Origin of the sequence: Hahella sp. KA22 (assembly GCF_004135205.1) — a bacterium.
Lineage (GTDB): Bacteria > Pseudomonadota > Gammaproteobacteria > Pseudomonadales > Oleiphilaceae > Hahella.
The window spans coordinates 6,379,110-6,404,957 of record NZ_CP035490.1 but is presented as its reverse complement, the minus strand read 5'-3'; the positions used below and the strand labels follow the sequence as shown (position 1 = coordinate 6,404,957).

Annotated in this window: 19 protein-coding genes; 13 read left to right on the top strand and 6 right to left on the bottom strand. The window is 51.1% G+C overall.

Going from position 1 to position 25,848, the window contains the following annotated elements:
* Positions 1–103: 103 nt before the first annotated feature.
* From EUZ85_RS28335 to EUZ85_RS28315, 5 genes are all read right to left on the bottom strand, one after another.
* Positions 104–469 (bottom strand): gamma-butyrobetaine hydroxylase-like domain-containing protein, encoded by a 366-nt coding sequence (locus tag EUZ85_RS28335; protein ID WP_127973467.1) that lies wholly within the window; start codon positions 467–469, stop codon positions 104–106.
* 22 nt (positions 470–491) lie between these two features.
* On the bottom strand, positions 492–1,820 hold the full coding sequence (gene hslU / locus EUZ85_RS28330) for an HslU--HslV peptidase ATPase subunit (protein ID WP_127973466.1): 1,329 nt from the start codon (positions 1,818–1,820) through the stop codon (positions 492–494).
* Positions 1,821–1,835: 15 nt separating this feature from the next.
* Entirely contained in the window at positions 1,836–2,381 is a 546-nt protein-coding gene (gene hslV, locus EUZ85_RS28325; RefSeq protein ID WP_127973465.1) for an ATP-dependent protease subunit HslV, read from the bottom strand.
* Between the two features lie 156 nt (positions 2,382–2,537).
* The gene (locus EUZ85_RS28320; RefSeq protein ID WP_127973464.1) at positions 2,538–3,095 is read right to left on the bottom strand and encodes an SPOR domain-containing protein; all 558 of its coding nucleotides are present in this window, start codon (positions 3,093–3,095) and stop codon (positions 2,538–2,540) included.
* 154 nt (positions 3,096–3,249) lie between these two features.
* Positions 3,250–5,487, bottom strand: coding sequence for a primosomal protein N' (locus EUZ85_RS28315; RefSeq protein WP_127973463.1), 2,238 nt, complete (start codon positions 5,485–5,487; stop codon positions 3,250–3,252).
* Between the two features lie 160 nt (positions 5,488–5,647).
* Here EUZ85_RS28315 and rpmE point away from each other — a divergent pair, with 160 nt between their 5' ends.
* Positions 5,648–5,866 carry a 50S ribosomal protein L31 gene (gene rpmE / locus EUZ85_RS28310; protein ID WP_127973462.1) on the top strand — a complete coding sequence of 73 codons (219 nt, stop codon included), beginning with the start codon at positions 5,648–5,650 and terminating at the stop codon, positions 5,864–5,866.
* A 241-nt stretch (positions 5,867–6,107) separates the two neighbouring features.
* Entirely contained in the window at positions 6,108–7,379 is a 1,272-nt protein-coding gene (locus tag EUZ85_RS28305; protein ID WP_127973461.1) for a malic enzyme-like NAD(P)-binding protein, read from the top strand.
* Between the two features lie 110 nt (positions 7,380–7,489).
* Here EUZ85_RS28305 and EUZ85_RS28300 read toward each other — a convergent pair whose 3' ends face one another.
* A complete protein-coding gene (locus EUZ85_RS28300) occupies positions 7,490–9,901 on the bottom strand; it encodes a penicillin-binding protein 1A (RefSeq protein WP_127973460.1) in 2,412 nt (803 codons plus the stop codon).
* A 177-nt stretch (positions 9,902–10,078) separates the two neighbouring features.
* Between EUZ85_RS28300 and EUZ85_RS28295 the strand changes: the two genes are divergently transcribed.
* The 11 genes from EUZ85_RS28295 to hemE all read left to right on the top strand — a co-directional run bounded on the left by EUZ85_RS28295 (position 10,079) and on the right by hemE (position 25,817).
* A complete protein-coding gene (locus EUZ85_RS28295; RefSeq protein WP_127973459.1) occupies positions 10,079–11,143 on the top strand; it encodes a pilus assembly protein PilM in 1,065 nt (354 codons plus the stop codon).
* Positions 11,143–11,712, top strand: coding sequence for a PilN domain-containing protein (locus tag EUZ85_RS28290; protein WP_127973458.1), 570 nt, complete (start codon positions 11,143–11,145; stop codon positions 11,710–11,712). Before EUZ85_RS28295 ends, EUZ85_RS28290 begins: the two co-directional genes overlap by 1 nt.
* A 2-nt stretch (positions 11,713–11,714) precedes the next feature.
* Complete coding sequence (locus tag EUZ85_RS28285) at positions 11,715–12,329, top strand: type 4a pilus biogenesis protein PilO (RefSeq protein WP_127973457.1); 615 nt, start codon at positions 11,715–11,717, stop codon at positions 12,327–12,329.
* On the top strand, positions 12,329–12,871 hold the full coding sequence (locus EUZ85_RS28280) for a pilus assembly protein PilP (RefSeq protein ID WP_241566884.1): 543 nt from the start codon (positions 12,329–12,331) through the stop codon (positions 12,869–12,871). The genes EUZ85_RS28285 and EUZ85_RS28280 overlap by 1 nt, the downstream gene beginning before the upstream one ends.
* Positions 12,871–15,006: a type IV pilus secretin PilQ gene (pilQ, locus tag EUZ85_RS28275; RefSeq protein ID WP_164887385.1), complete on the top strand. Its 2,136-nt coding sequence runs from the start codon at positions 12,871–12,873 to the stop codon at positions 15,004–15,006. The genes EUZ85_RS28280 and pilQ overlap by 1 nt, the downstream gene beginning before the upstream one ends.
* 90 nt (positions 15,007–15,096) lie before the next feature.
* Positions 15,097–15,675, top strand: coding sequence for a shikimate kinase AroK (gene aroK / locus EUZ85_RS28270; RefSeq protein WP_127973456.1), 579 nt, complete (start codon positions 15,097–15,099; stop codon positions 15,673–15,675).
* Positions 15,676–15,686: 11 nt separating this feature from the next.
* The gene (gene aroB, locus EUZ85_RS28265; RefSeq protein ID WP_164887487.1) at positions 15,687–16,769 is read left to right on the top strand and encodes a 3-dehydroquinate synthase; all 1,083 of its coding nucleotides are present in this window, start codon (positions 15,687–15,689) and stop codon (positions 16,767–16,769) included.
* 14 nt (positions 16,770–16,783) lie between these two features.
* The gene (locus EUZ85_RS28260; protein WP_129498772.1) at positions 16,784–18,415 is read left to right on the top strand and encodes an AAA family ATPase; all 1,632 of its coding nucleotides are present in this window, start codon (positions 16,784–16,786) and stop codon (positions 18,413–18,415) included.
* Positions 18,416–18,617: 202 nt separating this feature from the next.
* A complete protein-coding gene (gltB, locus tag EUZ85_RS28255) occupies positions 18,618–23,069 on the top strand; it encodes a glutamate synthase large subunit (protein ID WP_127973453.1) in 4,452 nt (1,483 codons plus the stop codon).
* A 128-nt stretch (positions 23,070–23,197) separates the two neighbouring features.
* Positions 23,198–24,616, top strand: coding sequence for an FAD-dependent oxidoreductase (locus tag EUZ85_RS28250; protein ID WP_011399673.1), 1,419 nt, complete (start codon positions 23,198–23,200; stop codon positions 24,614–24,616).
* A 130-nt stretch (positions 24,617–24,746) separates the two neighbouring features.
* A complete protein-coding gene (gene hemE / locus EUZ85_RS28245; protein ID WP_127973452.1) occupies positions 24,747–25,817 on the top strand; it encodes a uroporphyrinogen decarboxylase in 1,071 nt (356 codons plus the stop codon).
* Positions 25,818–25,848: the final 31 nt, after the last annotated feature.

Sequence of the window (25,848 nt, the reverse complement as noted above, 5' to 3'; positions counted from 1 at the left end):
GATTTCCCCCTCCTATCAAACCCCATTTGGACGAAGGGTTTTTTCTTTTGCAGATAAATAGAGGTGCGCTATTTGTCTGACGGTATGAAGAGGAGCTGCGGGGTTAATCTCTTGAACCGTTGGCGGCCTTTAGTTGAGCGAGATAGCCTTCCCAGTAACGCTCTTTGTTTTGGCACAGGTCATATAAATACGGCCAGGAATAAATACCGCTATCATGGCCGTCGCTGAATGTCAGCTTTAACGCGTAATTACCTGCGGCCTCTACGCCATCAATGCGCACAAGGCGCTTGCCTGTCTGCAGCACAGCTCCCTTGCCCCCATGTCCTCGCACTTCCGCAGAAGGCGAGAGCACACGCAAAAATTCCGCTTCCAACACATAGGCTTCCGTTTCGCCATAGGTTAGCTCCAACGTGGCCGAGCGTTGATGGAGTTGGATTTGACGTGGAATAGGGGCATGGAGTGCAGACATTAGTGCTGTTTCCTATGGACGCTTAAAGAATATACCGGCTGAGGTCTTCGTCTTCCGACAGTTCCCCCAGACATTTATCGACATATTCATCAGTGACCTCAAAGTTATCTCTGATTTTATCGCCCGCCGCGAAAGAGACTTCTTCAAGCAGTTTCTCCATAACTGTGTGCAGCCTTCTGGCGCCGATATTCTCAGTCTTCTCATTCACCTTCCAGGCGATCTCCGCAATGCGCTGGATGGCCTCTTCGCTGAAGCTGATGTCCACGCCTTCCGTTTTCATCAGCGCGACATATTGCTCAGTGAGTGAAGCATCAGGTTCGGTCAGAATACGTTGGAAGTCACTGGGCGACAGCGCATCCAGCTCTACGCGAATAGGCAGACGCCCCTGAAGCTCTGGAATCAGATCGGAAGGTTTGGCGAGATGGAACGCGCCTGAAGCGATGAAAAGGATATGGTCTGTCTTCAGCATGCCGAACTTAGTGCTGACGGTGCAGCCTTCGATCAGCGGCAACAGGTCTCTCTGTACGCCTTCCCGGGATACGTCGGCGGAGCTGGTTTCGGAGCGTTTGGCGACTTTATCGATTTCATCAATGAAGACAATCCCGTTTTCCTCAACCGCACGCAGGGCGCGTTGCTTGATTTCTTCTTCGTTGACCAGCTTGGCCGCTTCTTCATCTTTGACCTTTTTCATGGCTTCCGCCACTTTCATACGCTTGGTGCGCTTACGGTCGCCGCTCATGTTGGAGAACATGCTTTGCAACTGGCTGGTCATTTCCTCCATGCCGGGAGGCGCCATGATCTCTACGCCAACTGGTGTGGCCTTGATCTCAATGTCTATTTCCTTGTCATCCAGTGTGCCTTCGCGCAGCTTCTTACGAAACACCTGACGAGCGGCGGATTCTTTCTCCACTGGCGCATCGCTGTTGAATGACCGTGCGGGAGGAAGCAGGGCGTCCAGGATGCGCTCTTCAGCAGCGTCCAGTGCGCGGTTCTCCACTTTCGCCATTTCTTTCTCGCGTAGAAGCTTGATGGCCATATCCGCTAAATCACGAATGATGGACTCCACGTCGCGGCCGACATAGCCTACTTCCGTAAACTTGGTGGCTTCTACTTTAATAAACGGCGCATCAGCCAGTTTGGCCAGACGCCGGGCGATTTCAGTTTTCCCTACGCCGGTAGGGCCGATCATCAGGATGTTTTTGGGAGTGACCTCGTCACGCAGACTTTCATCGATCTGCATACGCCGCCAGCGATTGCGCAGTGCGATTGCAACCGCACGCTTGGCGGAGTCTTGTCCTATGATGTGCTTGTCTAGCTCCTGAACTATTTCACGGGGAGTCATGGACGACATTGTTTAAACCTTCTCTTACACAGTGGGGGGAGTCTGAGTCCCGTCAATTTCTTCCAGCGTCAGGTTCTGGTTGGTGAAAACGCAGATGTCCCCCGCTATTTCCAGGCTCTTCTTAACGATATCGGTCGCTTCAAGCTCTGTATTTTCGAGTAGCGCGCGCGCCGCGGCCTGAGCATAGGGGCCGCCTGAGCCAATAGCGATCAAGCTGTTCTCCGGCTCTATTACGTCGCCGTTGCCGGTAATGATCAATGAAGCTTTGCTGTCTGCGACCGCCAGCAAGGCTTCCAGGCGGCGCAAGGCGCGATCGGTTCGCCAGTCTTTAGCGAGTTCAACGGCGGCTCTGACGAGATTGCCCTGATGCTTTTCCAGCTGGGCTTCAAAACGCTCAAACAATGTAAATGCGTCAGCGGTGCCGCCGGCGAAACCGGCGATGACTTTATTGTGGTAGAGGCGGCGCACTTTGCGGGCGTTCCCCTTCATAACTGTATTGCCCAGGGATACCTGGCCGTCGCCGCCCATGGCGACCTTACCGTCTCTACGGACTGATACAATGGTGGTCATGCCTTTCTCCAGGCGATTGAATGAATAACCGTAAGGAAAGGTATATGGAGCCGATGACGGCTATTTCAAGGAAGTGGGAGAGTAGAAAATAGTCGTAGCGCAAGGCTATGCGCCTATTGCCGGGATAGCACGGCGCAATCGTGATAAGAGGCGGGATTAATTCTCCCGCTTTTGCTTCTTCACCAGAGGTTGAATGTTGATGGCGACCAGACGGTCCATGGCGCTGTTCATCTTTGAGCGTGACAAAAATGGACCCACCTGAACTCGATACCAAACATTTTCATTGGAAAGCTTAACTTCCTCTACTTGAGCTTTTAGGCCCTGAAAGCCAATGGTCGCCCGCTGTTTTTCCGCATCGTCAAACTCTCTGAAAGAGCCTGTTTGCAGCATATAGATGATTGCTTCATTGGACTTTTTAGGTGTATAGGCTTCCACTTTGGGGGCCACGACCTCGGTTTCCGGAAGCATGTCGTAGAATTTGAAGCGCGGCTCGTCCGACTCTTTGGTTTCTGTCTTGGCGACATTGGCGGATGAGTTGGGCTTGGATGTCTGCGCTGTCGCGGAAGAGGGTATTCCTGTGTTTAACTTGGTGGCAGGCACGGAGTTCAAGTAGAACAGAAAATACAGGAAGGCGGCGGCCAAACCCAGGTTAATAAACCAGACCCAAGGTGAAATTTTCTTTTCAGGTTGCTTTGTAGCGGCTTTCTTACTCATTTACCTAAGATTAGTCAGTCGGTTATTACAGTGAAAGGTTCGACAAAGGCAGGTTTTGCTTTCCAGCGCATAATCCTGAGATAGCCGCTCTCTCGGCGCAACCTTCGTCAAGCTCGCCATTATCCATGTCGTAGAATCAACTCGCAACCGCATGCTATAGCGTTTCCAGCGGATCGACGTCAATCAGCCATTTAAAGCTTGAGGGTGTTGCTATACCTTCGCTATATCGTAGCCAGTGTTTTAAGAACTGGCGCAACTCCGCTTTTTGAGGAGCGAATAGCCACAGGATTGCATGGAAGCGGTTTTGTTTTCGCTGCATCACGCTCGGGAAGGGGCCGTGCGCCTCTATCTGCAGATTGCTGTTAAACTTCAGCAGCTCCGTGAGAGATTCTTTTAGCGTCCAGAGTCCACCGAGTGCGGCTTCCAGCGTAGGGGCCTCCGCCCGAATCAAGGCCATGCTTGCATAGGGCGGGAGCCTTCCTGCTTCGCGAATGTGCAGCTCTTCTTCGCAAATAGCGTCGTAGTCCTGGGCTGCGATGGCCTGAAGTAAGGGGTGGCTCGGGAATAAGGTCTGAATCACGACTTTGCCTTCCACCGCGGAGCGTCCCGCTCTTCCAGCCACTTGCAGTAAAAGCTGCGCCGTTTTTTCCGCCGCTCTGAAGTCACTGCTGAATAATCCACTGTCAGCGTTAATTATTCCAACCAATGCCAGGTTGGGAAAATCATGCCCCTTCGCCAACATTTGAGTGCCGACAATAATGCAGGGCTCGTTACGGCGAATTTGGTGGAGCTTATCCTGCAGGCTGCCCTTGGTTTGGGTTGTATCGCGATCGATACGGATGACGGGCGTATCGGGAAATGTCGTTTCCAGGAACTCCTCGGTGCGCTCCGTGCCGGCGCCGACTGCTTTGAGGGAGTCTTGTTTGCACTTAGGACAGCATGTTGGGAGTGAGTATGTGCTATCGCAGTGGTGGCAACGGAGTTGGGCTGCTTTCATGTGATAGGTCAGGCGCGCGTCGCAGTTCCGGCACTCCGCCAGCCATCCGCATTCGACGCACATTAGTGTGGGAGAAAATCCTCGGCGATTGATGAACAACATGACTTGGCGCTGTTCGGCCAAGTGTTGTTTTATCTCCTCTAATAAAGGAGGGGATATCCCGCCATGCAGAGGGCGGCTTTTAATATCCAGCAGTCTGATGCTCGGCGTGCTGGCGTTGACAGCTCGTTGTCGCAATAGAATAGACTCATAACGTCCCCCGCTGGCATTCATGAGAGACTCCAGCGAGGGAGTGGCGGAGCCCAGTACGATAGGGCAGTTATGCTCCTTGGCGCGCAATATGGCGAGGTCTCTTGCGTTATAACGAGCGCCGTCCTGCTGCTTAAATGAGCTGTCGTGCTCTTCATCCACGATAATTCCGGCCAGATCGTTGAAGGGTAGAAATACTGCAGAGCGAGTGCCAATGACAATCTGCGTGCGCCCTTCCAGAATATTTATCCAAACACGCATGCGTTCTTTATCTGTGAGAGCGCTGTGGTATGCGGCCACCTTGTCGCCAAAACGAGAAGCGAAACGCTGTCTCAGTTGGGGCGTGAGTGATATCTCTGGCGCGAGAGCAAGAAACTGGCTGTCAGGGCGTTGGGTGAGAGCAAATGCGATCCAGGCCAGATAGACTTCTGTTTTTCCGCTACCGGTGACCCCGTTTAATAATATGGTGCGGAAGCTATCGGGATCAGAGGTTATCGTACCGAGAGCTTCCTGTTGCTCCTGGTTGAGCGGCGGCGCAACAACGTGACTTGTAACGGCGTTACTCCCAGGAATAAAAGAATGGGACTGAATCAGCCCTTTTTCTTTAAGGGCGCGCAATTGGGTAAGGGAGTACCCTTGGGCGGTGATATCGCCTTGCAGCATGGACTTTTTTTGTAAGAGCACGTTCCACAACTGCTTTTGCTTGGCGCCTCGTATTAGGTGGTCTGCGTTGCCTGCTGTGCGACCCAGCGACGAAACTGTCCAGTAAGTCTCCTGCAATGAATTGATGATATCTGCATCAATAGTTGCCGTGCGCAGCGGCGGGGGGAGGGCGGCGAACACGACTTCGCCTATTGGAGCATGATAATAATCGGCGACCCACTGGCATAATTGGAGGATGACAGCCGGAACCAGTGGCGCGCGGTCAAGTATTTTGGTGACGGGCTTGAGTCGGGATACTGGCAGTTCTGACTCGCTGGATGTGGCGAGGACGACACCAGTCAGGCTTCTGCGCCCAAATGGAATTTGCACTCTCGTGCCCGGTAGGTAGTCCTCCCTAAGGTCTGAAGGTTGTGACGGAAGATAGTCAAATTGTCGGCGGAGGGGGACTGGTAGCGCTACGCTTACTACGAAAGAGGTTGACATTTCAGATTAAAGGAATCTAATGCTTGTGAATTGTTCACAATCTGGTATGATCACGCGTCTTTTCCACAGGCCAAATTGGTTGTGCGCTAGTTTGCCTAACATTGCGGTGCCCGACAAGTTCAGGGTTCGGGTAGCGGCAGTTTTTAAGCGAGGTAAGGTTATGAAGCAAGGTATTCACCCGGAATATAAAGAAATTACTGCAACCTGCAGTTGCGGTAATGTTATCAAGACCAAGTCTACTCTGTGTGAAAACATTCACATCGATGTATGCTCCAGCTGCCACCCTTTCTATACTGGTAAGCAGAAGGTTCTGGATACTGGCGGACGTATCGATCGCTTTAAGAAGCGTTTCGGTGGTCGCATGGGACGTTCCAGCTAATCGCAGAACACCCAAAAATAAAAAAGGCGCCTCTGGCGCCTTTTTTATTTTCTGGATCTGTGTCGCCTCAGGTTTAGCTTAAGTCGCTGAAACCGCCGTGGTTTCCCTTGAGCACAGAAATTAAACAAGTAATAATGTGCCTCCGGTTCTTTCGGGCAATATAAAATATATAAAAAAGTGGAGGTTCGTTTAGCCTTTGGAGGCGACGGTAATCCCATCATTAGAGAGTAGGATAAAAGCAATGTCAGACGAGTTGAAAAAAGCGGCGCTGGAGTATCATGCACAACCGCGCCCAGGTAAGTTGAGTGTTGAGATTACCAAACCTACGGCGACTTCTCGTGATCTGTCCCTGGCTTATAGCCCGGGCGTAGCTGAGCCTGTTCGCGAAATCGCCAAAGATGCGGAAACTGCATATCGCTACACCAATAAGGGGAATTTGGTCGCAGTGATATCTGATGGGACGGCCATTCTTGGGCTGGGTAACTTAGGGCCTTTGGCCAGCAAGCCGGTCATGGAAGGCAAGGGCGTACTGTTCAAGCGTTTTGCCGGGATCGACGTTTTTGATATCGAAGTCAAAGCGGAGAGCCCTCAGGCGTTTATCGACACAGTCGCTCGCATCGCGGATACCTTCGGGGGAATCAACCTTGAAGACATCAAAGCGCCAGAGTGCTTTGAGATTGAAAGAGTGCTGATTGAGCAATGCTCTATCCCTGTATTCCATGACGACCAGCATGGTACGGCCATTGTTACTGCGGCGGGTATGCTGAATGCGCTGGAGTTGCAAGGCAAACAGATTGGCGAAGCCAAGATTGTGTGTCTGGGCGCAGGCGCTGCGGCGGTGGCCTGTATGAAGCTTTTGATTAGCTGCGGCGCGAAATCGGAAAATATCTATATGATTGACCGTAAAGGCGTTATTCATAGTGGCCGTGATGACCTTAACCAGTATAAGGCTATGTTTGCTCTGGATACCGATAAGCGTACTCTGGCTGACGCTTGCGAAGGCGCTGACGTATTTGTGGGCCTCTCAGGTCCAGATTTGCTTTCAGTAGATATGCTGAAGAGCATGGCTCCGAATCCTGTGATTTTCGCTTGTTCTAATCCTGATCCTGAAATCAAGCCTGAGCTGGCGCTGGCGGCCCGTGATGATTTAATCATGGCGACAGGGCGTTCCGATTATCCGAACCAGGTTAATAACGTACTGGGCTTCCCTTTCATTTTCCGTGGCGCTCTTGATGTCCGCGCGACTGCTATTAATGAAGAGATGAAAGTCGCAGCAGTGAACGCTATCCGTGAACTGGCCAAACAACCTGTACCACAGGATGTTGTTGACGCATATGGCGGCGAAAAGTTTGAGTTTGGCAAGAACTATATTATCCCCAAACCTATGGATGTTCGCCTGCTGACCGAAGTATGTGCGGCTGTCGCCAGAGCGGCGGTTGACTCAGGTGTGGCTCGTTTGCCTTACCCCGAGCACTACCCATTGAACTCAATTGATGATATTAAAATCGTGTGATTTGAGTTGATGAATAAAAAGCCGCGCAGTTGCGCGGCTTTTTTTATGGCGCTGACTCCTCCTGAATAGAGTTGACATCTATTCCAGGGCTAGGCAGGCAAAGGGTAGGGTTAATTAAAAATCATCTCCATTAGCGGCGTATCGCTGGAGCCACTGCTTCCTCCGTCATAGGTGGGAGAGTCTTGGCGTACCACTTGCGGCACTGTTTCCGCTTTAAACATTTCGAAAATCGCATTTTCCTGTCCGGGCGCGGCGCGCTCGCCAGTATCTGGGTCAATTTTTACGGTGACTATACCTGGAGGCTGCTTAAGTTGTGCTTCCGGCATGTCCTTAAGTGCTTCCTCCATGAAATCGATCCATATGGGGAGCGCTGCACGACTGCCATATTCACGACGACCTAGTGTCGAAGGCTGGTCAAAACCCACCCAAACAGTCGTAGCTATATTGGCGTTGTAGCCGGAGAACCATGCGTCGACCTGGTCATTTGTTGTACCGGTTTTACCTGCAAGATCGTTTCTGCCAAGGGACAAGGCCTTGGTTCCTGTACCTCGCTTGATAACGTCTTGCAGGATGCTGTTCAAAATGTAAACCGACCTTGGGTCGGCAATAGGAGGCGCAATGTTGGCCTGATGTTGGTCATTGCTGGAGGCAGTCTTGCGATTGTTGTCGCATTTGCTGCACGCTACCGCAGGATTGCTTTGGTAAACCACTTTGCCGTTATAGTCGATGACTTTATCTATTAGATAGGGGCTTACTTTGTATCCTCCGTTGGCAATGGCGGCATAGCCTGACACTACATTCATTGGCGTGTATTCAACCGAGCCTAAGGCAAGTGAGAGATTACGAGGAATGCGACTTTCCTCAAATCCGGCTTGTGAGAGGAAGTTGACGGTAGTATCAATGCCTATCTTTTGCAGAAGGCGTATAGAAACAAGGTTGCGGGACTGATAAAGCGCCTTTCTCAATCTCATTGGACCGTTAAAGTTCAGCGATGAGTTTTGCGGCCGCCACGAGTCTTCCAGATTGGCGTCTTCGAAAACAACGGGTGCGTCATTTATTGTTGTTGAAGCAGTGGCTCCATTCTCCAGCGCCGCCAGATAAACAAACGGTTTGAAGTTGGAGCCAGGTTGTCTCAATGCCTGAGTCGCGCGGTTGAATTTGCTCAAGAAGAAATCAAAACCGCCAGTTAGCGCCAAAATGGCTCCGTCTTCTGGCGCGAGTGAAACTACAGCGCCCTGAACATTGGGGATTTGGCTAAGGAATAGTTTGTCGTCATGCGGCTTCACATAAATGACATCGCCTTGCTTGAATATATCCTCCGCTTTTTTGGGCGAGCCGCCGCGTTCATTCACACGAATATACTTGCGCGCCCAGGCCATGCCCTCCCATAGTAGTGTGGCGGTGTCGCCAGAAGACATTAAGAGAGTCGCTTTCTTCTCTGTTACGGCGACAACCCATGCGGGTTTGAGCTCCCCAATAGAGGGGAATTCTTTTAAGCGTTCCGCAACAATATTAAGTGCGTCATCTCCCTCTGGCGCATCAATGTGCCCAGCAGGGCCTTTGTAGCCATGACGCTCGCTATATTCAACGAGCCCCCGCTTTAAGGCTGCGTCCGCTTCTTTCTGTAACTTGCTATCTATCGTCAAAATAACATTGTAGCCATCGGTATAGGCATCGACGCCAAATCGGTTGACGATTTCCTGACGAGCCATCTCTGCTACGTAAGGCGCATCCGCTTCAGGCTGTGCTCCATGATAACTGGCCGTGACTGGCGCCTTGCGGGCCTCAGCCTGTTGTTCTGAAGTAATCATACCCAGCTCCTGCATACGGCCTAGTATCCAGTTTCTGCGGATCAGCGCCCGATCTGGTGACGCGATAGGGTTATATTTGGAAGGAGCTTTTGGAAGGCCCGCAATCATCGCCGCCTGAGCAAGTGTCAGTTCTTTGATGCTCTTCCCATAATAAGCATTTGCTGCGGCTTCTATGCCATATGCCCTATTCCCCAGATAGATTTTGTTTAGGTAAAGTTCAAGGATTTCCGGTTTTCCAAGTTCGCGCTCAATCTTTAAAGCCAAAAGTATCTCATTGAATTTTCGGTCGAAAGTGCGTTCCTGGCTGAGAAAGAAGTTTTTTGCGACTTGCATTGTAATCGTACTGCCGCCGGACTGAATGCGACCGGTACTGGCAAGTTGCAAAGAAGCGCGCGCCAAGCTTTTTACATTAACGCCTTGGTGTTCGAAGAAAGCGGAGTCTTCCGCAGCAAGGAAGGCGTTGACAAGATTTGTAGGTATTTGATTGTAGGAAACGGGCGTTCTTCGCTTTTCGCCAAATTCACCTAACAGTTGCTGGTCGCGGGTATATATTCGCAGTGGAGTCTGGAGTTGGACGGACCTTAACTGCTCCACATCCGGCAGATTGGGTGATAAGAAAAGATAGAAGCTGGATGCAATAACAATACCGGCGGCGAGGCCCGCCGCGAACATCCAACTTAAAAATCGTAAGAGCCTCACAAAATTTCGCATGTTTTTCCTGACATCTTTACAATCTATGTCTATTATTTAAGAAATTTCTTTAGGTTTGGATAACACAGTCAGATTATACGCTTTTTGCGCTGGAGATTTTAGTAATCTTCGAATGTTGGCTATGCTTTCAGAGCAGACTTTAACCTTTTAACCGTAGTGCGATAAGAAGGCAACTTTGTGTTTGGACTATTTGGAAAGAAAAAACAGCCGGTTTTAGGGCTTGATATCAGTTCTACATCGGTCAAGCTGATTGAACTCAGTCAGCAGGGCAGTCGATATCGAGTGGATAGTTATGCCGTGGAGCCTTTGCCGCCGAACGCAGTCGTTGAAAAGAATATCAATGATGCCGAAGCAGTAGGTGAAGTGATCTCAAGAGTTGTTAGCAAAGCTCGGATCAACACCAAGCAGGCTGCGGTTGCAGTCGCAGGTTCAGCGGTTATCACCAAAGTCATTCAGATGAGCTCTTCAATTCGAGAGCAGGATCTGGAGTCACAAATTCAAATCGAAGCAGACCAATATATCCCTTATCCGTTGGACGAGGTCGCTCTGGACTTTGAAGTAGTGGGTCCAAACGAAGTCAACGCCGAAATGATGGATGTTTTGTTGGCTGCGTGCAGACGAGAAAATGTTGAGCTGCGTGAAGATGCTCTGGAAATTGGCGGTCTCACCACGAAAGTGGTGGATGTAGAAGCGTACGCTATGGAACGAGCCATGGGACTTATAGAAGCGCAACTTGGTACGGGGGATGAGTCTCAAACCGTGGCTGTTGTGGATATCGGCGCCACCATGACTACGTTGAGTGTGTTATCTGACGGCAAGACTATCTATACGCGTGAACAGCTATTTGGCGGCAAGCAGCTAACGGAAGAAATACAGCGCCGTTATGGTCTGTCTCAAGAGGAAGCCGGGCTGGCTAAAAAGCAGGGCGGTTTGCCTGACGACTACGAGCAGGAAGTCCTGCATCCTTTCAAAGAAGCGGTTGTGCAGCAAGTGGCCAGATCGCTGCAGTTCTTTTTCTCGTCCACCCAGTTCAACGAAGTTGATTACATCATTTTAGCGGGGGGGACAGCCTCAATTCCTGGTATCGCTGAATTGGTTCAGGAGCGGGTCGGAACCACAACGCTGGTGGCGAACCCATTTGCAGACATGACAGTGTCGTCAAAGGTTAATGCATCAGCATTAAGTAATGACGCTCCCTCCCTCATGATCGCGTGCGGATTGGCAATGAGGAGTTTTGACTAATGGCGCGTATTAACCTTCGTCCCTGGCGGGAAGAGCTCCGAGCTGAGCGACAGAAGCAATTTATTACAGTGCTGCTGGGCATGTTAATTATTAGCGCTGGTGCCGGCTTTCTTTGGCATCGTTATGTAGAGGGTTCCATCGAATATCAAGTGCAGCGTAATAACTTTGTCCGTAACGAAATCGCGCAGTTGGAAAAGCAGATAAAAGAGATAAGAGAACTTAAACAGCAGCGCGATGCGTTAATTGAGCGCATGAAAGTGATCCAGGACCTGCAGGGCAAGCGCCCTATTATTGTTCGTGTTTTTGACGAAATTGTAAAAACAAATCCAGATGGTGTGTATTTTACGAGTTTAGTGAAAAATGGAGAAACGCTTGAAATAAAAGGCATTGGCGAATCCAACAGTCGGATATCCAGCCTTATGAGGCGGCTTGATGAATCTGAATGGTTCAAGGAACCGAATTTGACTTCAGTGAAAGCGCTAAAAGATGATGAATCAAAAAGCTCATTTGTGATGACAGTGAAGCAGGAAGCGCCCAAAGAAGATGATGAAAAAGGGGGAGGGGCATAGAAATGAGCTTGTCAAATTCCCTTGAAAGTATGAAAGATTTTAATATTAGTGATCTCGACTTTAATAATGCTGGTTCTTGGCCTGCTCCAGTTAAATTAATTTGCTGCATTTCACTTATTGCTCTAGTGCTGGGTGCTGTTTATTGGTTTGATATTAACGATTTGAATCTAGATTTGGAGAGGCGTCAGGCTGAAGAGCTTGATTTAAGGAAACAGTTTGAAGGCAAGGCTGCTCAAGTTTCCAACTTAGAAGAATATAAAGCTCAAATGGCTGAGATGAAAAAAACCTTTGGAGATTTGCTGAAGCAGTTGCCCAGCGACACCGAGGTGCCAGGTTTGTTGGAGGATATATCATCAATTGGGTCGCTAAGTGGTCTGGAATTGTCATCTATCGATTTGAGGCCAGAGATTTCTAAGGAGTTTTATGTTGAGCTGCCGATAGATATAAAGGTGAGTGGTGGTTATCACGATTTAGCTTCATTTGTGAGTGGCGTCGCTGGCTTGTCTCGAATTGTAACGCTTCATAACTTTAATATAAAAAGTGTGAAAAGTGGGGATGTGCTGTCAATGGATATTCAGGCTAAGACTTATCGTTACAATGGCGGGGGAGCTAAATAATGATGAGGCAACTATTAGTCATCGTTACAGTCAGCCTATCTTCGGTGTTGGCGGGTTGCTCTGCTTCTGGCGGGTTTGAAGACCTGCAAGCTTTTGTTAACGAGGTTAAGGCTCGGCCTAAGAAGCGTATAGAGCCTTTACCTGAGCCAAAAGCATACCAAGCTTTCTCGTATAGTACGGCAAATCGCCGCTCCCCATTTTCTCCGCCAGTCGAAGTGAAGTTGGCGCAAATTGAGACGAAACCTAAGAGTAATATCAAGCCTGACTTGGATAGGCCTCCTGAGTTATTGGAAAGCTTTCCCATTGGTTCCATGAGTATGGTTGGGACAATTAATAAAGACGGGGAGTCCGTACTTTATGCTTTGGTGAATGATGGACAAGGAGGTATTCATCGTGTCCGTAAAGGTCAGTATATGGGGAAAAATTACGGTAAAGTGGTTTCAATCTCAGAAACTGGTATTGAAATTGTCGAAATAGTTTCTGACGGGCAGGGCGGTTGGTTTGAACGGCCAAGGACCCTCGGGTTGAAGGAGTTGAATTGATGAAGGTTTACCTTAGGCCATTACAGTATTTTGTGGAGAAAGCAATGACAGCTCGCATCTTGAGAGTATGGTTGTCGTTTTTAGCGCTAGCCATTAGTGGGTGGGCAGGCGCCACCAGTTTAACAGGCATTGAATTCGCGGCATTGCCAGGGGATCGTACAGAAATCAAATTAAAGTTTGACTCTACTCCTCCAGAACCCAAAGGGTACAGTATTGAGCAGCCTGCCAGGATTGCACTTGATTTAGAAGGTGTCGTGAATGCCCTTGCTGAGCGTAACCATCAGCTGTCCAAGGGGAATACTCAAAGTGTTACTATTTTAGAAGCTGGCGGGCGAACAAGAGTTATAATAAACCTTATTGAATTAGTAACTTATACTAGCGAAGTTAAAGGGAATACATTGGTTCTTCGTTTGGGTGAAGGGGCTGATTCCTCTGTACCTTCAAGTGCGACGTCAGCTACTGTTGCAGCCCAAGCTGAGGCTTCAGCGCCAGCACAAGATGCTCGCAGGACGGCTCCTGTTAAGCCCACAATATCGGAGGTGGACTTTCTTCGAGGAGAAAAAGGTGATGGCAGAATTCTGATTACTTTGACGAACCCTAAGGTGAGTGTCGATATGTCGGAAGAGGCTGGAAACATTAAGCTTGTTTTCGGCGGGGTGACTTTACCTCGTGATATGCAGCGACGTCTTGATGTTACTGATTTTGCCACTCCTGTGCGTGTAGTCGACTCCTTTATGGAAGGGGGAGATGCCGTCGTCGTCATAAAACCTGAAGGAGAATATGACTATTTGGCCTATCAAGCTGATAATCAGTTCACCCTTGCTGTTGAACCGTTAACCGAAGAAGAGTCGGAACAGCGGCGTAAGGATAAATTCCCTTATACAGGAGAAAAGCTCTCTTTGAACTTCCAGGATATTGAGGTTCGTTCTGTATTGCAGTTAATCGCTGATTTTACAGGTTTAAACTTGGTTGCCAGTGATACTGTGGGTGGGCGTATTACCTTGAGACTGCAGAATGTTCCATGGGACCAAGCCTTAGAGTTGATACTTAAAACAAAAGGGCTAGATCAACGTAAGGTCGGAAACGTTTTGCTGGTTGCGCCGGCAGAAGAGATTGCTGCTCGTGAGAGGTTGGAATTGGAGGCAAGTAAGCAAGTAAAAGAACTTGCACCGGTCAGACTTGAGGTCATTCAGATCAACTATGCCAAAGCCAAAGATATTGTAGGTTTGTTGAAGGAAGATAAGGACTTAATATCTACGCGAGGTTTCATCTCTTCTGATGAGAGGACAAATACGATTAGTATCAGGGAGACAGCTGACAAAGTCGCTCAGGTTCGTCGTTTAATTCAGACATGGGATATTCCTGTTAGCCAAGTACTAATTGAGGCGAGAATTGTTCGAGCAAGAACTGATGCGGTACTCGACTTGGGTGTGAAGTGGGGAGGCGGTTATGAGAAGCGGCATGGTAGTAGCACAGATATTCGTGCAGGTGGCTCAACTCAGACAATAGTGGAATTGAACAATAATGAGACAGTTGAGTTAGACCCAGGAGCTATGGTTGTAGACTTGGGTGTTACTCGAGCGAATGCTAGTTCTATAGCTTTAGGTTTTGCAAGTAACAGTTATTTCTTGGATTTGGAGTTGTCGGCTTTTGAGTCAGATGGGAAAGGAGAAATTGTAGCTCAGCCTAAGATTGTTACTGCTGACCGGCAAACTGCCAGGATTGAATCGGGAGAGGAGATTCCCTATCAGGAGGCTTCTTCTAGCGGCGCAACTTCAGTTTCGTTTAAAAAGGCAGTGTTAGCTTTAGAAGTGACTCCTCAGATCACCCCAGACGATAAAATTATTATGGACTTATTGGTCAACCAGGATACCCGAGGCGCAACTACTGCCGGGATTCCAAGTATTGATACCAATGAAGTGCAAACTCAGGTTTTGGTTGGTAATGGAGAAACTATTGTTTTAGGTGGAATATTTACAGCTGAAACTTCTACAACAGTTACTAAAACTCCGTTCTTGGGTGATATTCCTTACTTGGGGCGTTTATTCACCAAGAAGGAAAATACAGATGAAAGGTCAGAACTTCTGATCTTCATCACCCCCAAACTCATCACTAACGGCCTGATCGAAAACTAAGGTTAAGTGAAGAGGTTAAAAAGCCGCCGCAAGGCGGCTTTTTTGTGCTCGTGGGTCAGCAAAAGTGGAGGGGGATGGGATTGGCGTGATATGCTCCGCTACCGTGGCGTATCAATATGGACTGTTCGGGTGAAAGCGAAGAAGAATGTCGTTCTGGTGGGCCCTATGGGGACCGGTAAAACTACAATCGGCAAGTTGCTCGCAAAAGAGCTTCAGTTTGAATTTGTAGACTCTGATCGTGAAATCGAGGCCCGTTGCGGCGCTGATATTCCCTGGATATTCGATGTGGAAGGCGAGGTTGGTTTTCGCGGCCGTGAAAAGAGTGTTATCGCAGACCTTTCACTGCGCGATGCGGTCGTTATTGCGACTGGCGGTGGCGCTGTTGTAGATCCTGATAATCAGCGCGCACTGAAAGAAAACGGCTTCATCGTTTATCTCCACACCTCCGTAGAGCAACAATACCAGCGCACCCGTAAAGACCGTAAAAGACCTTTGCTGCGTAGCGAAGATCCTCTCAGTGTGCTGAAGAAACTCATGTCAGTACGCGAGCCCATATACAGATCCATAGCCGACCTGATTATCAGCACCGATACTAAGCGTCCCAAAGGAGTTGTGCGGGATATAGTGAAAACACTACGGGCATCACGTGAGGAAACCATCGAGAGATGAAACAGATGACTATGGAAACCCTTCAGGTCGAATTAGGCGACCGTAGCTACCCAATCTATATCGGAGCAGGCTTGTTGAAGGCATCCAGTTATTTTGCGGACGCCATTAGACACAAGCAGGTGATGATCGTCACCAATGAAACGATCGCCCCTCTATATTTAGAGCAGCTTGAAGCCAGTCTTGAAGGCTTTCAGGTTGATAAAACCATTTTGGAAGATGGTGAGCAGTTCAAGAATTTGGACTCACTGAATAACATCTTTGACCACCTGCTAACCCAAAAGCATAATCGCACAACAACGCTTATCGCTCTTGGTGGCGGCGTAGTTGGCGATATGACCGGTTTCGCCGCCGCTTGCTATCAGCGAGGGGTGGACTTTATTCAGGCGCCTACCACGTTGTTATCGCAGGTGGACTCATCGGTTGGTGGTAAAACCGGTGTGAATCATCCGCTGGGTAAAAATATGATCGGCGCTTTCTATCAACCAAAAGCAGTGGTTATAGATACGGACACGCTAAAAACCCTTCCGGCGGCGGAAGTGTCAGCAGGCTTGGCGGAAGTTATTAAGTACGGTCTTATCTACGATCAGGCGTTTTTCAGCTGGTTGGAAGAAAATATTGATCTGATTAAAGAGCTTGATTCAGCAGTCATCACCTACGCGATCAAGCGCTCCTGTGAAATCAAAGCGGAAGTAGTCGCGGCTGATGAAACTGAGCAAGGGCTGCGCGCCATTTTGAATCTCGGTCATACCTTCGGGCACGCCATTGAAGCTTATACGCACTACAAAGAGTGGTTGCATGGCGAGGCGGTAGCGGTAGGGATGTTGATGGCGGCGGATTTGTCCCGTCGTATGGGAAGGCTGAACGAACAGGATTGTGAGCGGATTACGAAATTGATCAGTCGTGCGGATTTGCCGGTCCGTCCCCCTGTCAGTATGACGAAAGATGACTTTATCCGTTACATGGCGATTGATAAGAAAGTACTGGATGGACAGTTGCGTCTGGTACTGTTGGAGTCGCTGGGGCGGGCTGATGTGACTGCTGACTTCCCTGCGGACATGCTGCAGGAAACTCTGGCGCTTTTCACTACTCATTAGTTGTTCGAAATTTGATGCAAGAAATAGGCGTACAGCAGGAGTCAGCGTTTGCGTTAGACGCATGGCGCGAGGTCTATGGCGTAGATGGCGACCCTTTTGACGGCCGTCGCGCTGATCTGCTGCAAGTTGGGCGGTATGGCGAGGTTATTGAAAACCTGCGTCACCTGATTCATTTTTCAGAGCGTATAGTGGCTCTGACCGCTCCGAAAGGCGGCGGCAAGTCTTTGCTGCTGCAGCGTTTGATTGAATTGGAAGGCGAAGCGCTCAGAATTGTGTTGCTGAAGCCCGGTCTGTTGGAAGGGGCGGAAGCGCTTGTTATTCAGTTGGCGACGGGGCTTGCGTTGCCGACAGTGGAAAACAATCTGTCCACTAAGGTGCTGTTGGCGGAGATAATGCAAAGCTGCGAACGAAGCTTTGCATCAGGCCTGCGCACACTTTTCATCATTGACGACGCCCATGAGTTGTCAGATGAATCACTTGAGCTGCTGGTCACTCGCTTTAATCCAGAACAGTCCGGGGCCTTTGGCTTATTATTGGTGGGGCAGCTGCAGATCACTCAGCAGCTTGCCCGCGCCTGTGGCGCGCGCGGAACTTCTGTTCAATATGTTGGTATTCCGCCGCTGGACCTTAGCGATACATCCCGTTATTTAAATGAAAAGCTCCGTGCGGCCGGATGGAGTGGCGGAGAGGGAGAAATACCGCCTGCGGTAGTGGGGAAACTATACCAGCTAAGTAAGGGGATACCGGGGCGAATTGATCGCTTGGCGGGGTCTCTGCTTCTTTCTGCAGAGGCGGCGAAGCCCAAAAGCTTTAGTCCTTCCACGAAGCTGTATCAGCTGGCTTCCGGCTTTTTGTTGGCGATTTTTATTGGGGGCGTCGGCTTTATTGCTTGGCGTTATGAGGCGACGCCCAAGGTGGAAGGCGCCTCAGCGAACTCTTCCAGAGTGACGATAAAACTCCCTACGCCAGAACCGGAAGTGGAGGCGATTGTTGCTCAACCTGAGATAACCGTCGATTCGATTGCTGATACGTCCGATGAGTTATCGTCGCCCGATTCGATGAGCGATGCGCAAATAGAAAGTGCAACGTCTCCGGCTCAGAAGGATAAGAAAGAATCGAATAAAAAGGCCGTTGCTGCTGAACCGTCTGAAAAAGCGCCAGTAACGAAGCCGGATGAGGTGGTAGATACCACGGCTTCTGATCAAGCTCCGCAGGTTGTTGCTCATAAAAAGCCGGCTCCAGTGGCGGGCGAGCCAGAATCTTCCGCTCAAACTGTGGCGAAGACCTCCCCTCCTAAAGACAAGACTGTTGAAAAAAGTGTCCCAACTGCTGGAGGCGCGGATGACTTGGATCACTACTTCCGCACTAATGAGTGGTTGCAGTCGCAAGCATCGTCAGCCTGGACGATTCAGCTGTTGGGCAGTCTACACAAAGAGTCGGTGCAGACCTTCCTGCGACGGGAGGGAGACACTCAGGACTTTTACGTCAAATCCCTGTATCAAGGGAAAGACTGGTATGTCGTATTGCGCGGCGTTTACCCTTCCATCGAGCAAGCCAAAGAAGCGCTTGCCCAGCTTCCTCAGCCGTTGGTTGAGCAGGGGGCGTGGGTGCGCAGCATTTCCGGTTTGCAGGGCTTGGTCAAATAAGGATCGAGACTTTTTCTCTCTTACCCCTGTCATAAGCACAAACCTTTAGGTATTTTTACTAATTAACAAATCTCTTTAGATTTGAGCTAAGGCTTGTCCGTGTGTATTATGGGCGGCCCATTTTTGCCTATCAAAAGCTGCTTGGTTTTTATTTCTTTCAGGCAAGCTTTTGATTCGTAAGGATTTAAGTGAGAGAAAGCATATGAAGACAGGTCTGTATCAACCAGGTGAGTTCAAAGATAACTGTGGTTTTGGTTTGATCGCCCATATGAATGGGCAAGCCAGCCATGATCTGCTGCGCACCGCTATTGAGTCCCTCACATGCATGACTCATCGAGGTGGTATCGCTGCGGATGGCAAAACCGGCGACGGTTGTGGGTTACTGATACAAAAGCCTGATTCCTTTCTAAGGGCGATAGCCAAAGAAAGCTTTAATATTGAGTTGGGCGCGAATTACGCGGTGGGCATGCTGTTCCTCAACCAGGACGAAGCTTTGGCGAAAGCCGCCCGTGAGCGTTTGGAGTCCGCACTGGCCGAACAAGGCGTCAAAACCCTCGGGTGGCGCTTGGTTCCTACGAATACGGAATGTCTGGGGCCTATGGCTCTGGATTGTCTTCCTGTTATAGAGCAAATATTCGTTGAAGCCCCGAAGGGCATTAATGAGCACGAGTTTGCGGTCAAACTGTATATTGCCCGCAGGATGGCCGAGAACGCCTTGGCGGAAGATAAAGAGTTCTATATCTGTAGCTTGTCCAGCCAGGTGCTTTCTTATAAAGGGTTGATGATGCCCGTCGACCTGCCAAACTTTTATCTGGATCTTGGCGATGCGCGTTTGGAAACCGCTATTTGCGTGTTCCACCAGCGCTTCTCCACTAATACGGCTCCGCGTTGGCCGTTGGCGCAGCCTTTCCGGTATCTGGCTCACAATGGTGAGATCAACACGATCGACGGCAACCGTAACTGGGCGATGGCTCGCGCAAGCAAATTTAAATCCCCACACTTGCCTGACCTGGAAGCGCTGCAGCCGATTGTGAATCGCATTGGCTCCGACTCCTCCTCCATGGATAACATGCTGGAAGTCTTGCTGGCGGGCGGTGTTAATCTATTCCGCGCTGTGCGTATGATGATCCCACCCGCATGGCAGAATGTGGACACCATGGACCCGGATCTGCGCGCGTTTTATGAATACAACTCCATGCACATGGAGCCTTGGGATGGCCCTGCCGGCGTGGTATTGACCGACGGTCGCTACGCGGTGTGTCTGCTCGATCGTAACGGGTTGCGTCCTGCGCGCTGGGTTATTACTAAAAACGGTTACATTACGCTGGCTTCGGAAGTGGGCACTTATGGCTACAAGTCTGAGGATGTTGTCGCCAAGGGCCGTGTTGGTCCGGGACAGATTTTGGCGGTAGACACCCATACCGGCGAAGTGTTGCATACTCAGGATGTGGATAACCGTCTTAAGTCGGCGCATCCCTATAAGAAGTGGCTGCGTGAAAACGCACTGCGTGTGGAAACCAAACTTAATCAGCAGACGCCTGAATTCACGCTGATGGAAAAGGAAAACCTGCATGAATACATGAAAATGTTCATGATTTCCTTTGAAGAGCGCGACCAGGTGCTACGTCCTCTGGCTGAATCCGGTCAGGAGGCAGTGGGGTCAATGGGGGATGATGCGCCAATGGCGGTGCTGTCGACCCGCATCCGTTCCGTTGCGGACTATTTCCGCCAGAAATTCGCCCAGGTGACCAACCCGCCGATCGATCCGTTGCGGGAAACTATCGTCATGTCACTGGAGACCTGTTTGGGCGCGGAACGCAATGTATTCCAGGAAACGGCGCAGCATGCTAACCGTATTATCCTGAGTACGCCGGTCTTGTCGCCAGCCAAGTTCTTCAGGATCGCTAACCTGCAACGTGAAGGTTTCTCCGTCGAGAAAATCAAGTTGTCGTATCGTCCGGAGCTGGGTCTCAAGCAGGCAATTGAAGCGGTGGCCGATCAGGCGGAAAATGCGGCGCGCAACGGCAGAGTGTTGGTGATACTGAGCGACAACTGCATCAATCAGGGCGAGCTGCCAATCAACGCCTTTATGGCGACGGGCGCGGTGCATCACCGTTTGGTGAACAAAGGCCTGCGTTGCGACGCTAATATTATTGTGGAAACCGCCTGGGCGAGAGATCCGCATCATTTTGCTGTGTTGTTTGGCTTCGGCGCCACCGCAGTGTATCCATACCTGTCATATCAAGTGCTGAATGATCTGATTAATACCGGAGAGGTATTGATTGATCCTATCGAAGCCAAAAACAACTATCGGAAAGGCATTAACAAAGGTCTGTTGAAAATACTCTCCAAGATGGGGATATCGACAATCGCCTCTTACCGCGGCGCACAATTATTCGAGGCCGTGGGGCTGGCGGATGATATTGTTGACTTGTGCTTCTGCGGCGTTCCCAGCCGCATCCAGGGAGCCTCATTTTATGACTTCCAGGCGGAGCAGGCAGAGCTGGCTAAAATGGCCTGGGCCAAACGCAAGCCGATATTGCAGGGCGGTCTGCTCAAGTTCGTCCATGGCGGCGAATATCACGCCTATAACCCTGATGTGGTCGGCGCGTTGCAGAAGGCGGTGCGCGAAGGCGACTATGGCGTTTATCAGGAATATGCCTCTTATGTAAACGGCCGGGCGCCGATGACGCTGCGCGACCTCTTCAAAATTTCCGATAAGGTCAAGCCGATTGCGATAGACGATGTTGAACCGCTGGAAAACATTCTTCCCCGGTTTGACTCCGCCGCGATGTCTATTGGCGCACTGTCTCCAGAGGCGCACGAAGCGCTGGCGGTTGCGATGAACCGCTTGGGCGGTCGCTCCAATTCAGGCGAAGGCGGTGAAGACCCTGCGCGATATGGAACGGAGAAGCGTTCCAAGATCAAGCAGGTGGCTTCAGGTCGCTTCGGCGTGACGCCTCACTATCTGGTCAGCGCGGATGTGCTGCAGATTAAAGTGGCGCAAGGCGCGAAGCCTGGCGAAGGCGGGCAGCTTCCTGGCGGTAAGGTTAACCAGTTAATCGCGCGCCTGCGTTATGCCGTTCCAGGCGTGACGCTGATTTCTCCGCCGCCGCATCATGATATCTACTCGATCGAAGATTTGGCGCAGCTGATTTTCGACTTGAAACAGGTCAATCCAGAGGCGTTGGTGTCGGTTAAGCTGGTGTCTGAACCTGGCGTCGGCACTATTGCGGCGGGTGTAGCCAAGGCCTACGCGGACCTGATTACGATTTCGGGGTACGACGGCGGCACCGGCGCCAGTCCGCTTACCTCTATCAAGTATGCCGGCTCTCCTTGGGAGCTGGGCTTATCCGAAGCGCATCAGGCGCTGCGCGCGAATGACCTGCGCGGCAATGTACGCCTGCAGACGGACGGTGGCTTGAAGACCGGTCTGGATGTGGTGAAAGCAGCCATTCTCGGGGCGGAAAGTTTCGGCTTCGGCACTGGACCCATGGTGGCGCTGGGCTGTAAATATCTGCGTATCTGCCACCTGAACAATTGCGCTACTGGCGTGGCGACGCAGAATAAAGATCTGCGCGATAAGCATTTCCAGGGCACGGTGGAAATGGCGATCAACTACTTCAAATTCGTCGCGACGGAGACCCGCGAGTGGATGGCCAAGCTGGGCGTTCGTTCGCTGGAAGAACTGGTTGGCCGCACGGACCTGCTGGAAATTTTACCGGGCGCGACGGCCAAGCAGCGTAATCTGGACTTGACGCCGATGCTGAGCAACGACGCGATTCCTGCGGACAAACCGCATACCTGCCAGTCCGCACGAAATGCCCCATACGACAAAGGCCGTTTGGCTGAAGAAATGGTGCAGGCTGCGCTGTCAACAATCGAAGCCAAGAGTGGCGGTGAGTTTGAGTTTCGGGTCACCAACTGCGATCGCTCTATCGGCGCCCGCTTGTCCGGCGAGATCGCCAAGCGCCATGGCAATCAGGGCATGGCGGATAACCCGTTGGTCTTCCGTTTGACTGGCACAGCTGGGCAAAGCTTCGGCGTGTGGAACGCTGGCGGTCTGCACATGTATCTGGAAGGCGACGCCAACGATTACGTGGGCAAAGGCATGACTGGCGGTAAGCTGACCATACGTCCGCCCCAGAACAGCTCTTTTGCATCGCAGGATACTTCCATCATTGGCAACACCTGTCTGTATGGCGCCACTGGCGGAAAGCTTTTCGCCGCGGGTGTGGCGGGCGAACGCTTTGGCGTGCGTAACTCCGGCGCCTATGCGGTAGTGGAGGGCGTGGGCGATCACTGCTGTGAGTATATGACGGGGGGCATGGTGGCTGTGCTGGGCAAAACCGGCTACAACTTTGGTGCGGGCATGACCGGCGGTTTTGCTTATGTTCTCGACCTGGAGAACCGCTTTGTCGACCGCTATAACCATGAGCTGGTGGAGATTCACCGTATTACCAGCGAAGCGATGGAAGCGTACCGCAACTATCTGCGCGACGTGATTGACGAGCACGTTCGGGAAACCAGCAGCGCCTGGGCGGAAAACATGCTGGATAACTTCGATGACTATGTAGGGCGCTTCTGGTTGGTGAAACCCAAAGCCGCCAGCCTTGCATCGTTGATGGACAGCACGCGGGCAAGGCCTGAGTAATAAATCGGGGCTGTTAAGTTTATTCGGAGTTCCTGGCGTAAGAGGGTGGCGAGACTACGCCCCGGGCGTACGCGCCGCGCCGGGTCCAGAAACAGATTTTTTGTATACAGTTTAGAGGTTTAGACGCAATGGCGGAGAGACTGAGCAATAACTTTCAGTTCCTCGATGTGGGACGGCAAGATCCTGAAAAGGTTCCGGTTGGGCGTCGTAAGAAGCAGTTTAGAGAAATCTACAAGCCCTTTAAGGAAGAGGAAGTCAAAAACCAGGCGCACCGCTGTCTGGAGTGCGGTAACCCCTATTGCGAATGGAAATGCCCAGTGCATAACTACATTCCCAATTGGCTAAAGCTGGCGTCGGAAGGCAACATCATGGCGGCGGTTGAGCTTAGTCATCAGACCAACACGCTCCCTGAAGTCTGTGGTCGGGTATGTCCGCAGGACAGATTATGCGAAGGCGCCTGTACGCTGAATGATGGTTTCGGCGCCGTGACAATCGGCTCGACCGAGAAATATATTACGGATACGGCGCTGGCGTTGGGTTGGAAGCCGGATATGTCCAAGGTGGCCATGACCGATAAGCGGGTCGCCATTATCGGCGCGGGTCCCGCGGGTTTAGGATGCGCGGACGTATTGATCCGCAATGGCGTGAAACCCGTCGTATTCGACCGTTATCCGGAAATTGGCGGGCTGCTGACCTTTGGTATTCCAGAGTTCAAACTGGAAAAAGAGGTTATGGTGCGCCGCCGCAAGCTGTTTGAAGAGATGGGCATCGAGTTCCGTCTGAACACGGATGTAGGGAAAGACGTGGCGTTTGCGGACTTGTTGAATGAATTCGATGCCGTCTTCCTGGGAATGGGAACCTACAATTATATGAAAGGTGGCTTCCCTGGCGAGGAATTGCCTGGCGTTTATGACGCGCTCCCGTACCTGATCTCCAACGTCAACCGTTGCTTGGGCTACGAAAAAGCGCCGGAAGACTTTGTCGACATGCAGGGCAAGCGAGTTGTCGTCCTCGGCGGCGGCGACACCGCAATGGACTGTAACCGGACGGCGATTCGTCAAAAGGCCAAATCAGTCACCTGTGCTTACCGTCGTGATGAGGCCAACATGCCGGGTTCACGCAAAGAAGTCGCCAACGCAAAAGAAGAAGGCGTCAAGTTCCTGTTCAACCGTCAGCCCGTCGCCATCATCGGCGATGAGCGGGTAGAGGGCGTGAAAGTGGTGCAAACTCGCTTGGGTGAACCGGACGAAAATGGTCGTCGTCGTCCTGAAGTGGTGGCGGGAAGCGAAGAGATACTGCCTGCGGACGCGGTGCTGATCGCATTTGGTTTCCGTCCCAGCCCTTCACCCTGGTTCCAGGAGTTTGGCATTGATGTTGATAACGGCGGTCGGGTCATCGCGCCGGAGCAGCAGCAATACAAATTCCAGACGACTAACCCGAAGGTGTTCTCCGGCGGAGACATGGTGCGCGGCTCCGACCTGGTGGTCACCGCGATTTGGGAAGGCAGACAGGCGGGAGAAGGCATTCTCGATTATCTGGAAGTATGACGCTGTGAAGTGATTGATTAACAATCAAAAAGCTTCAGACGTATGAAAAGGCATGGTTTTCCATGCCTTTTTTGTTGGGGGCGAACGTGGTATATGTGCTGCTCCCAAATTCTCGAACCCTGGAGACGTCATGTCAGAACTGAAGAATGATCGATTTTTACGCGCGTTAATGAGGCAGCCGGTGGACGTTACGCCGGTGTGGATGATGCGCCAGGCTGGACGTTACTTGCCTGAATATCGGGCTTCCAGGGCTCGTGCAGGCAGCTTCATGGACCTGTGTAAAAATGCGGAATTCGCCTGTGAAGTCACGCTTCAGCCACTGGAACGTTTTGAGCTTGATGCCGCGATTCTTTTTTCTGACATCCTCACTATTCCTGACGCCATGGGGCTGGGCCTTTACTTTGAGACGGGAGAAGGTCCCCGTTTCAAGAAAACAGTAAGGACAGAAGCTGACGTCAATGCATTGCATATGCCCGATGCTGACACGGACCTGGGGTATGTCATGAACGCCGTGCGCACGATTCGTCGCGAGTTGAACGGCCGAGTTCCCCTGATCGGCTTCTCCGGCAGTCCTTGGACGCTGGCTACTTATATGGTGGAAGGCGGTTCAAGCAAGGACTTCCGTGAAATCAAGAAGCTCGCATACGGACAACCGGAATTGCTGCATTTGTTGTTGGATAAACTGGCGGATTCCGTAGCGGATTACCTGAATGCGCAAATTCGTGCGGGTGCGCAGGCTGTGCAGATTTTTGATACTTGGGGCGGCGCTCTGACTGCCGCGGGATACCTGGAGTTTTCGCTGGCCTATATGAAAAAGATCGTGTCAAAGCTGCAGCGTGAGGCGGAGGGGCGTCCCGTACCGGTGATTCTGTTCACCAAAAATGGCGGCCAATGGCTGGAGCATATTGCAGATGCAGGCGCCGACGCGCTAGGGCTCGACTGGACGACGGAAATCAGCGAGGCCAGAAGACGTGTGGGCGACCGGGTTGCTTTGCAAGGCAATATGGACCCGGCTGCTTTATATGCGCCTCCTGCTGCGATTCGGGACCAGGTTTCACGCATTCTGGCGAGCTTTGGCGCTGGCGAGGGGCATGTTTTCAATCTGGGGCACGGGATCACGCCGGATGTGGACCCAGAGCACGCGAAAGTCTTTATCGACGCCGTCCATGAGTTGAGCGCGCCTTATCATCAGAATGCCTGATTGCGATTGGCGTTAGTGGAGTATTTGTAGG

Excerpts from the sequence above, each read along its gene's own strand:
- EUZ85_RS28320 (WP_127973464.1), bottom strand. The coding sequence starts at position 3,095 with ATGAGTAAGAAAGCCGCTACAAAGCAACCTGAAAAGAAAATTTCACCT.
- EUZ85_RS28300 (WP_127973460.1), bottom strand. The coding sequence starts at position 9,901 with ATGCGAAATTTTGTGAGGCTCTTACGATTTTTAAGTTGGATGTTCGCG.
- hslV (WP_127973465.1), bottom strand. The coding sequence starts at position 2,381 with ATGACCACCATTGTATCAGTCCGTAGAGACGGTAAGGTCGCCATGGGC.
- gltB (WP_127973453.1), top strand. The coding sequence starts at position 18,618 with ATGAAGACAGGTCTGTATCAACCAGGTGAGTTCAAAGATAACTGTGGT.
- aroB (WP_164887487.1), top strand. The coding sequence starts at position 15,687 with ATGGAAACCCTTCAGGTCGAATTAGGCGACCGTAGCTACCCAATCTAT.
- EUZ85_RS28260 (WP_129498772.1), top strand. The coding sequence starts at position 16,784 with ATGCAAGAAATAGGCGTACAGCAGGAGTCAGCGTTTGCGTTAGACGCA.
- hemE (WP_127973452.1), top strand. The coding sequence starts at position 24,747 with ATGTCAGAACTGAAGAATGATCGATTTTTACGCGCGTTAATGAGGCAG.
- EUZ85_RS28285 (WP_127973457.1), top strand. The coding sequence starts at position 11,715 with ATGAGCTTGTCAAATTCCCTTGAAAGTATGAAAGATTTTAATATTAGT.
- rpmE (WP_127973462.1), top strand. The coding sequence starts at position 5,648 with ATGAAGCAAGGTATTCACCCGGAATATAAAGAAATTACTGCAACCTGC.
- EUZ85_RS28335 (WP_127973467.1), bottom strand. The coding sequence starts at position 469 with ATGTCTGCACTCCATGCCCCTATTCCACGTCAAATCCAACTCCATCAA.
- pilQ (WP_164887385.1), top strand. The coding sequence starts at position 12,871 with ATGAAGGTTTACCTTAGGCCATTACAGTATTTTGTGGAGAAAGCAATG.
- EUZ85_RS28280 (WP_241566884.1), top strand. The coding sequence starts at position 12,329 with ATGATGAGGCAACTATTAGTCATCGTTACAGTCAGCCTATCTTCGGTG.
- aroK (WP_127973456.1), top strand. The coding sequence starts at position 15,097 with ATGCTCCGCTACCGTGGCGTATCAATATGGACTGTTCGGGTGAAAGCG.
- EUZ85_RS28305 (WP_127973461.1), top strand. The coding sequence starts at position 6,108 with ATGTCAGACGAGTTGAAAAAAGCGGCGCTGGAGTATCATGCACAACCG.
- EUZ85_RS28315 (WP_127973463.1), bottom strand. The coding sequence starts at position 5,487 with ATGTCAACCTCTTTCGTAGTAAGCGTAGCGCTACCAGTCCCCCTCCGC.
- EUZ85_RS28250 (WP_011399673.1), top strand. The coding sequence starts at position 23,198 with ATGGCGGAGAGACTGAGCAATAACTTTCAGTTCCTCGATGTGGGACGG.
- EUZ85_RS28290 (WP_127973458.1), top strand. The coding sequence starts at position 11,143 with ATGGCGCGTATTAACCTTCGTCCCTGGCGGGAAGAGCTCCGAGCTGAG.
- hslU (WP_127973466.1), bottom strand. The coding sequence starts at position 1,820 with ATGTCGTCCATGACTCCCCGTGAAATAGTTCAGGAGCTAGACAAGCAC.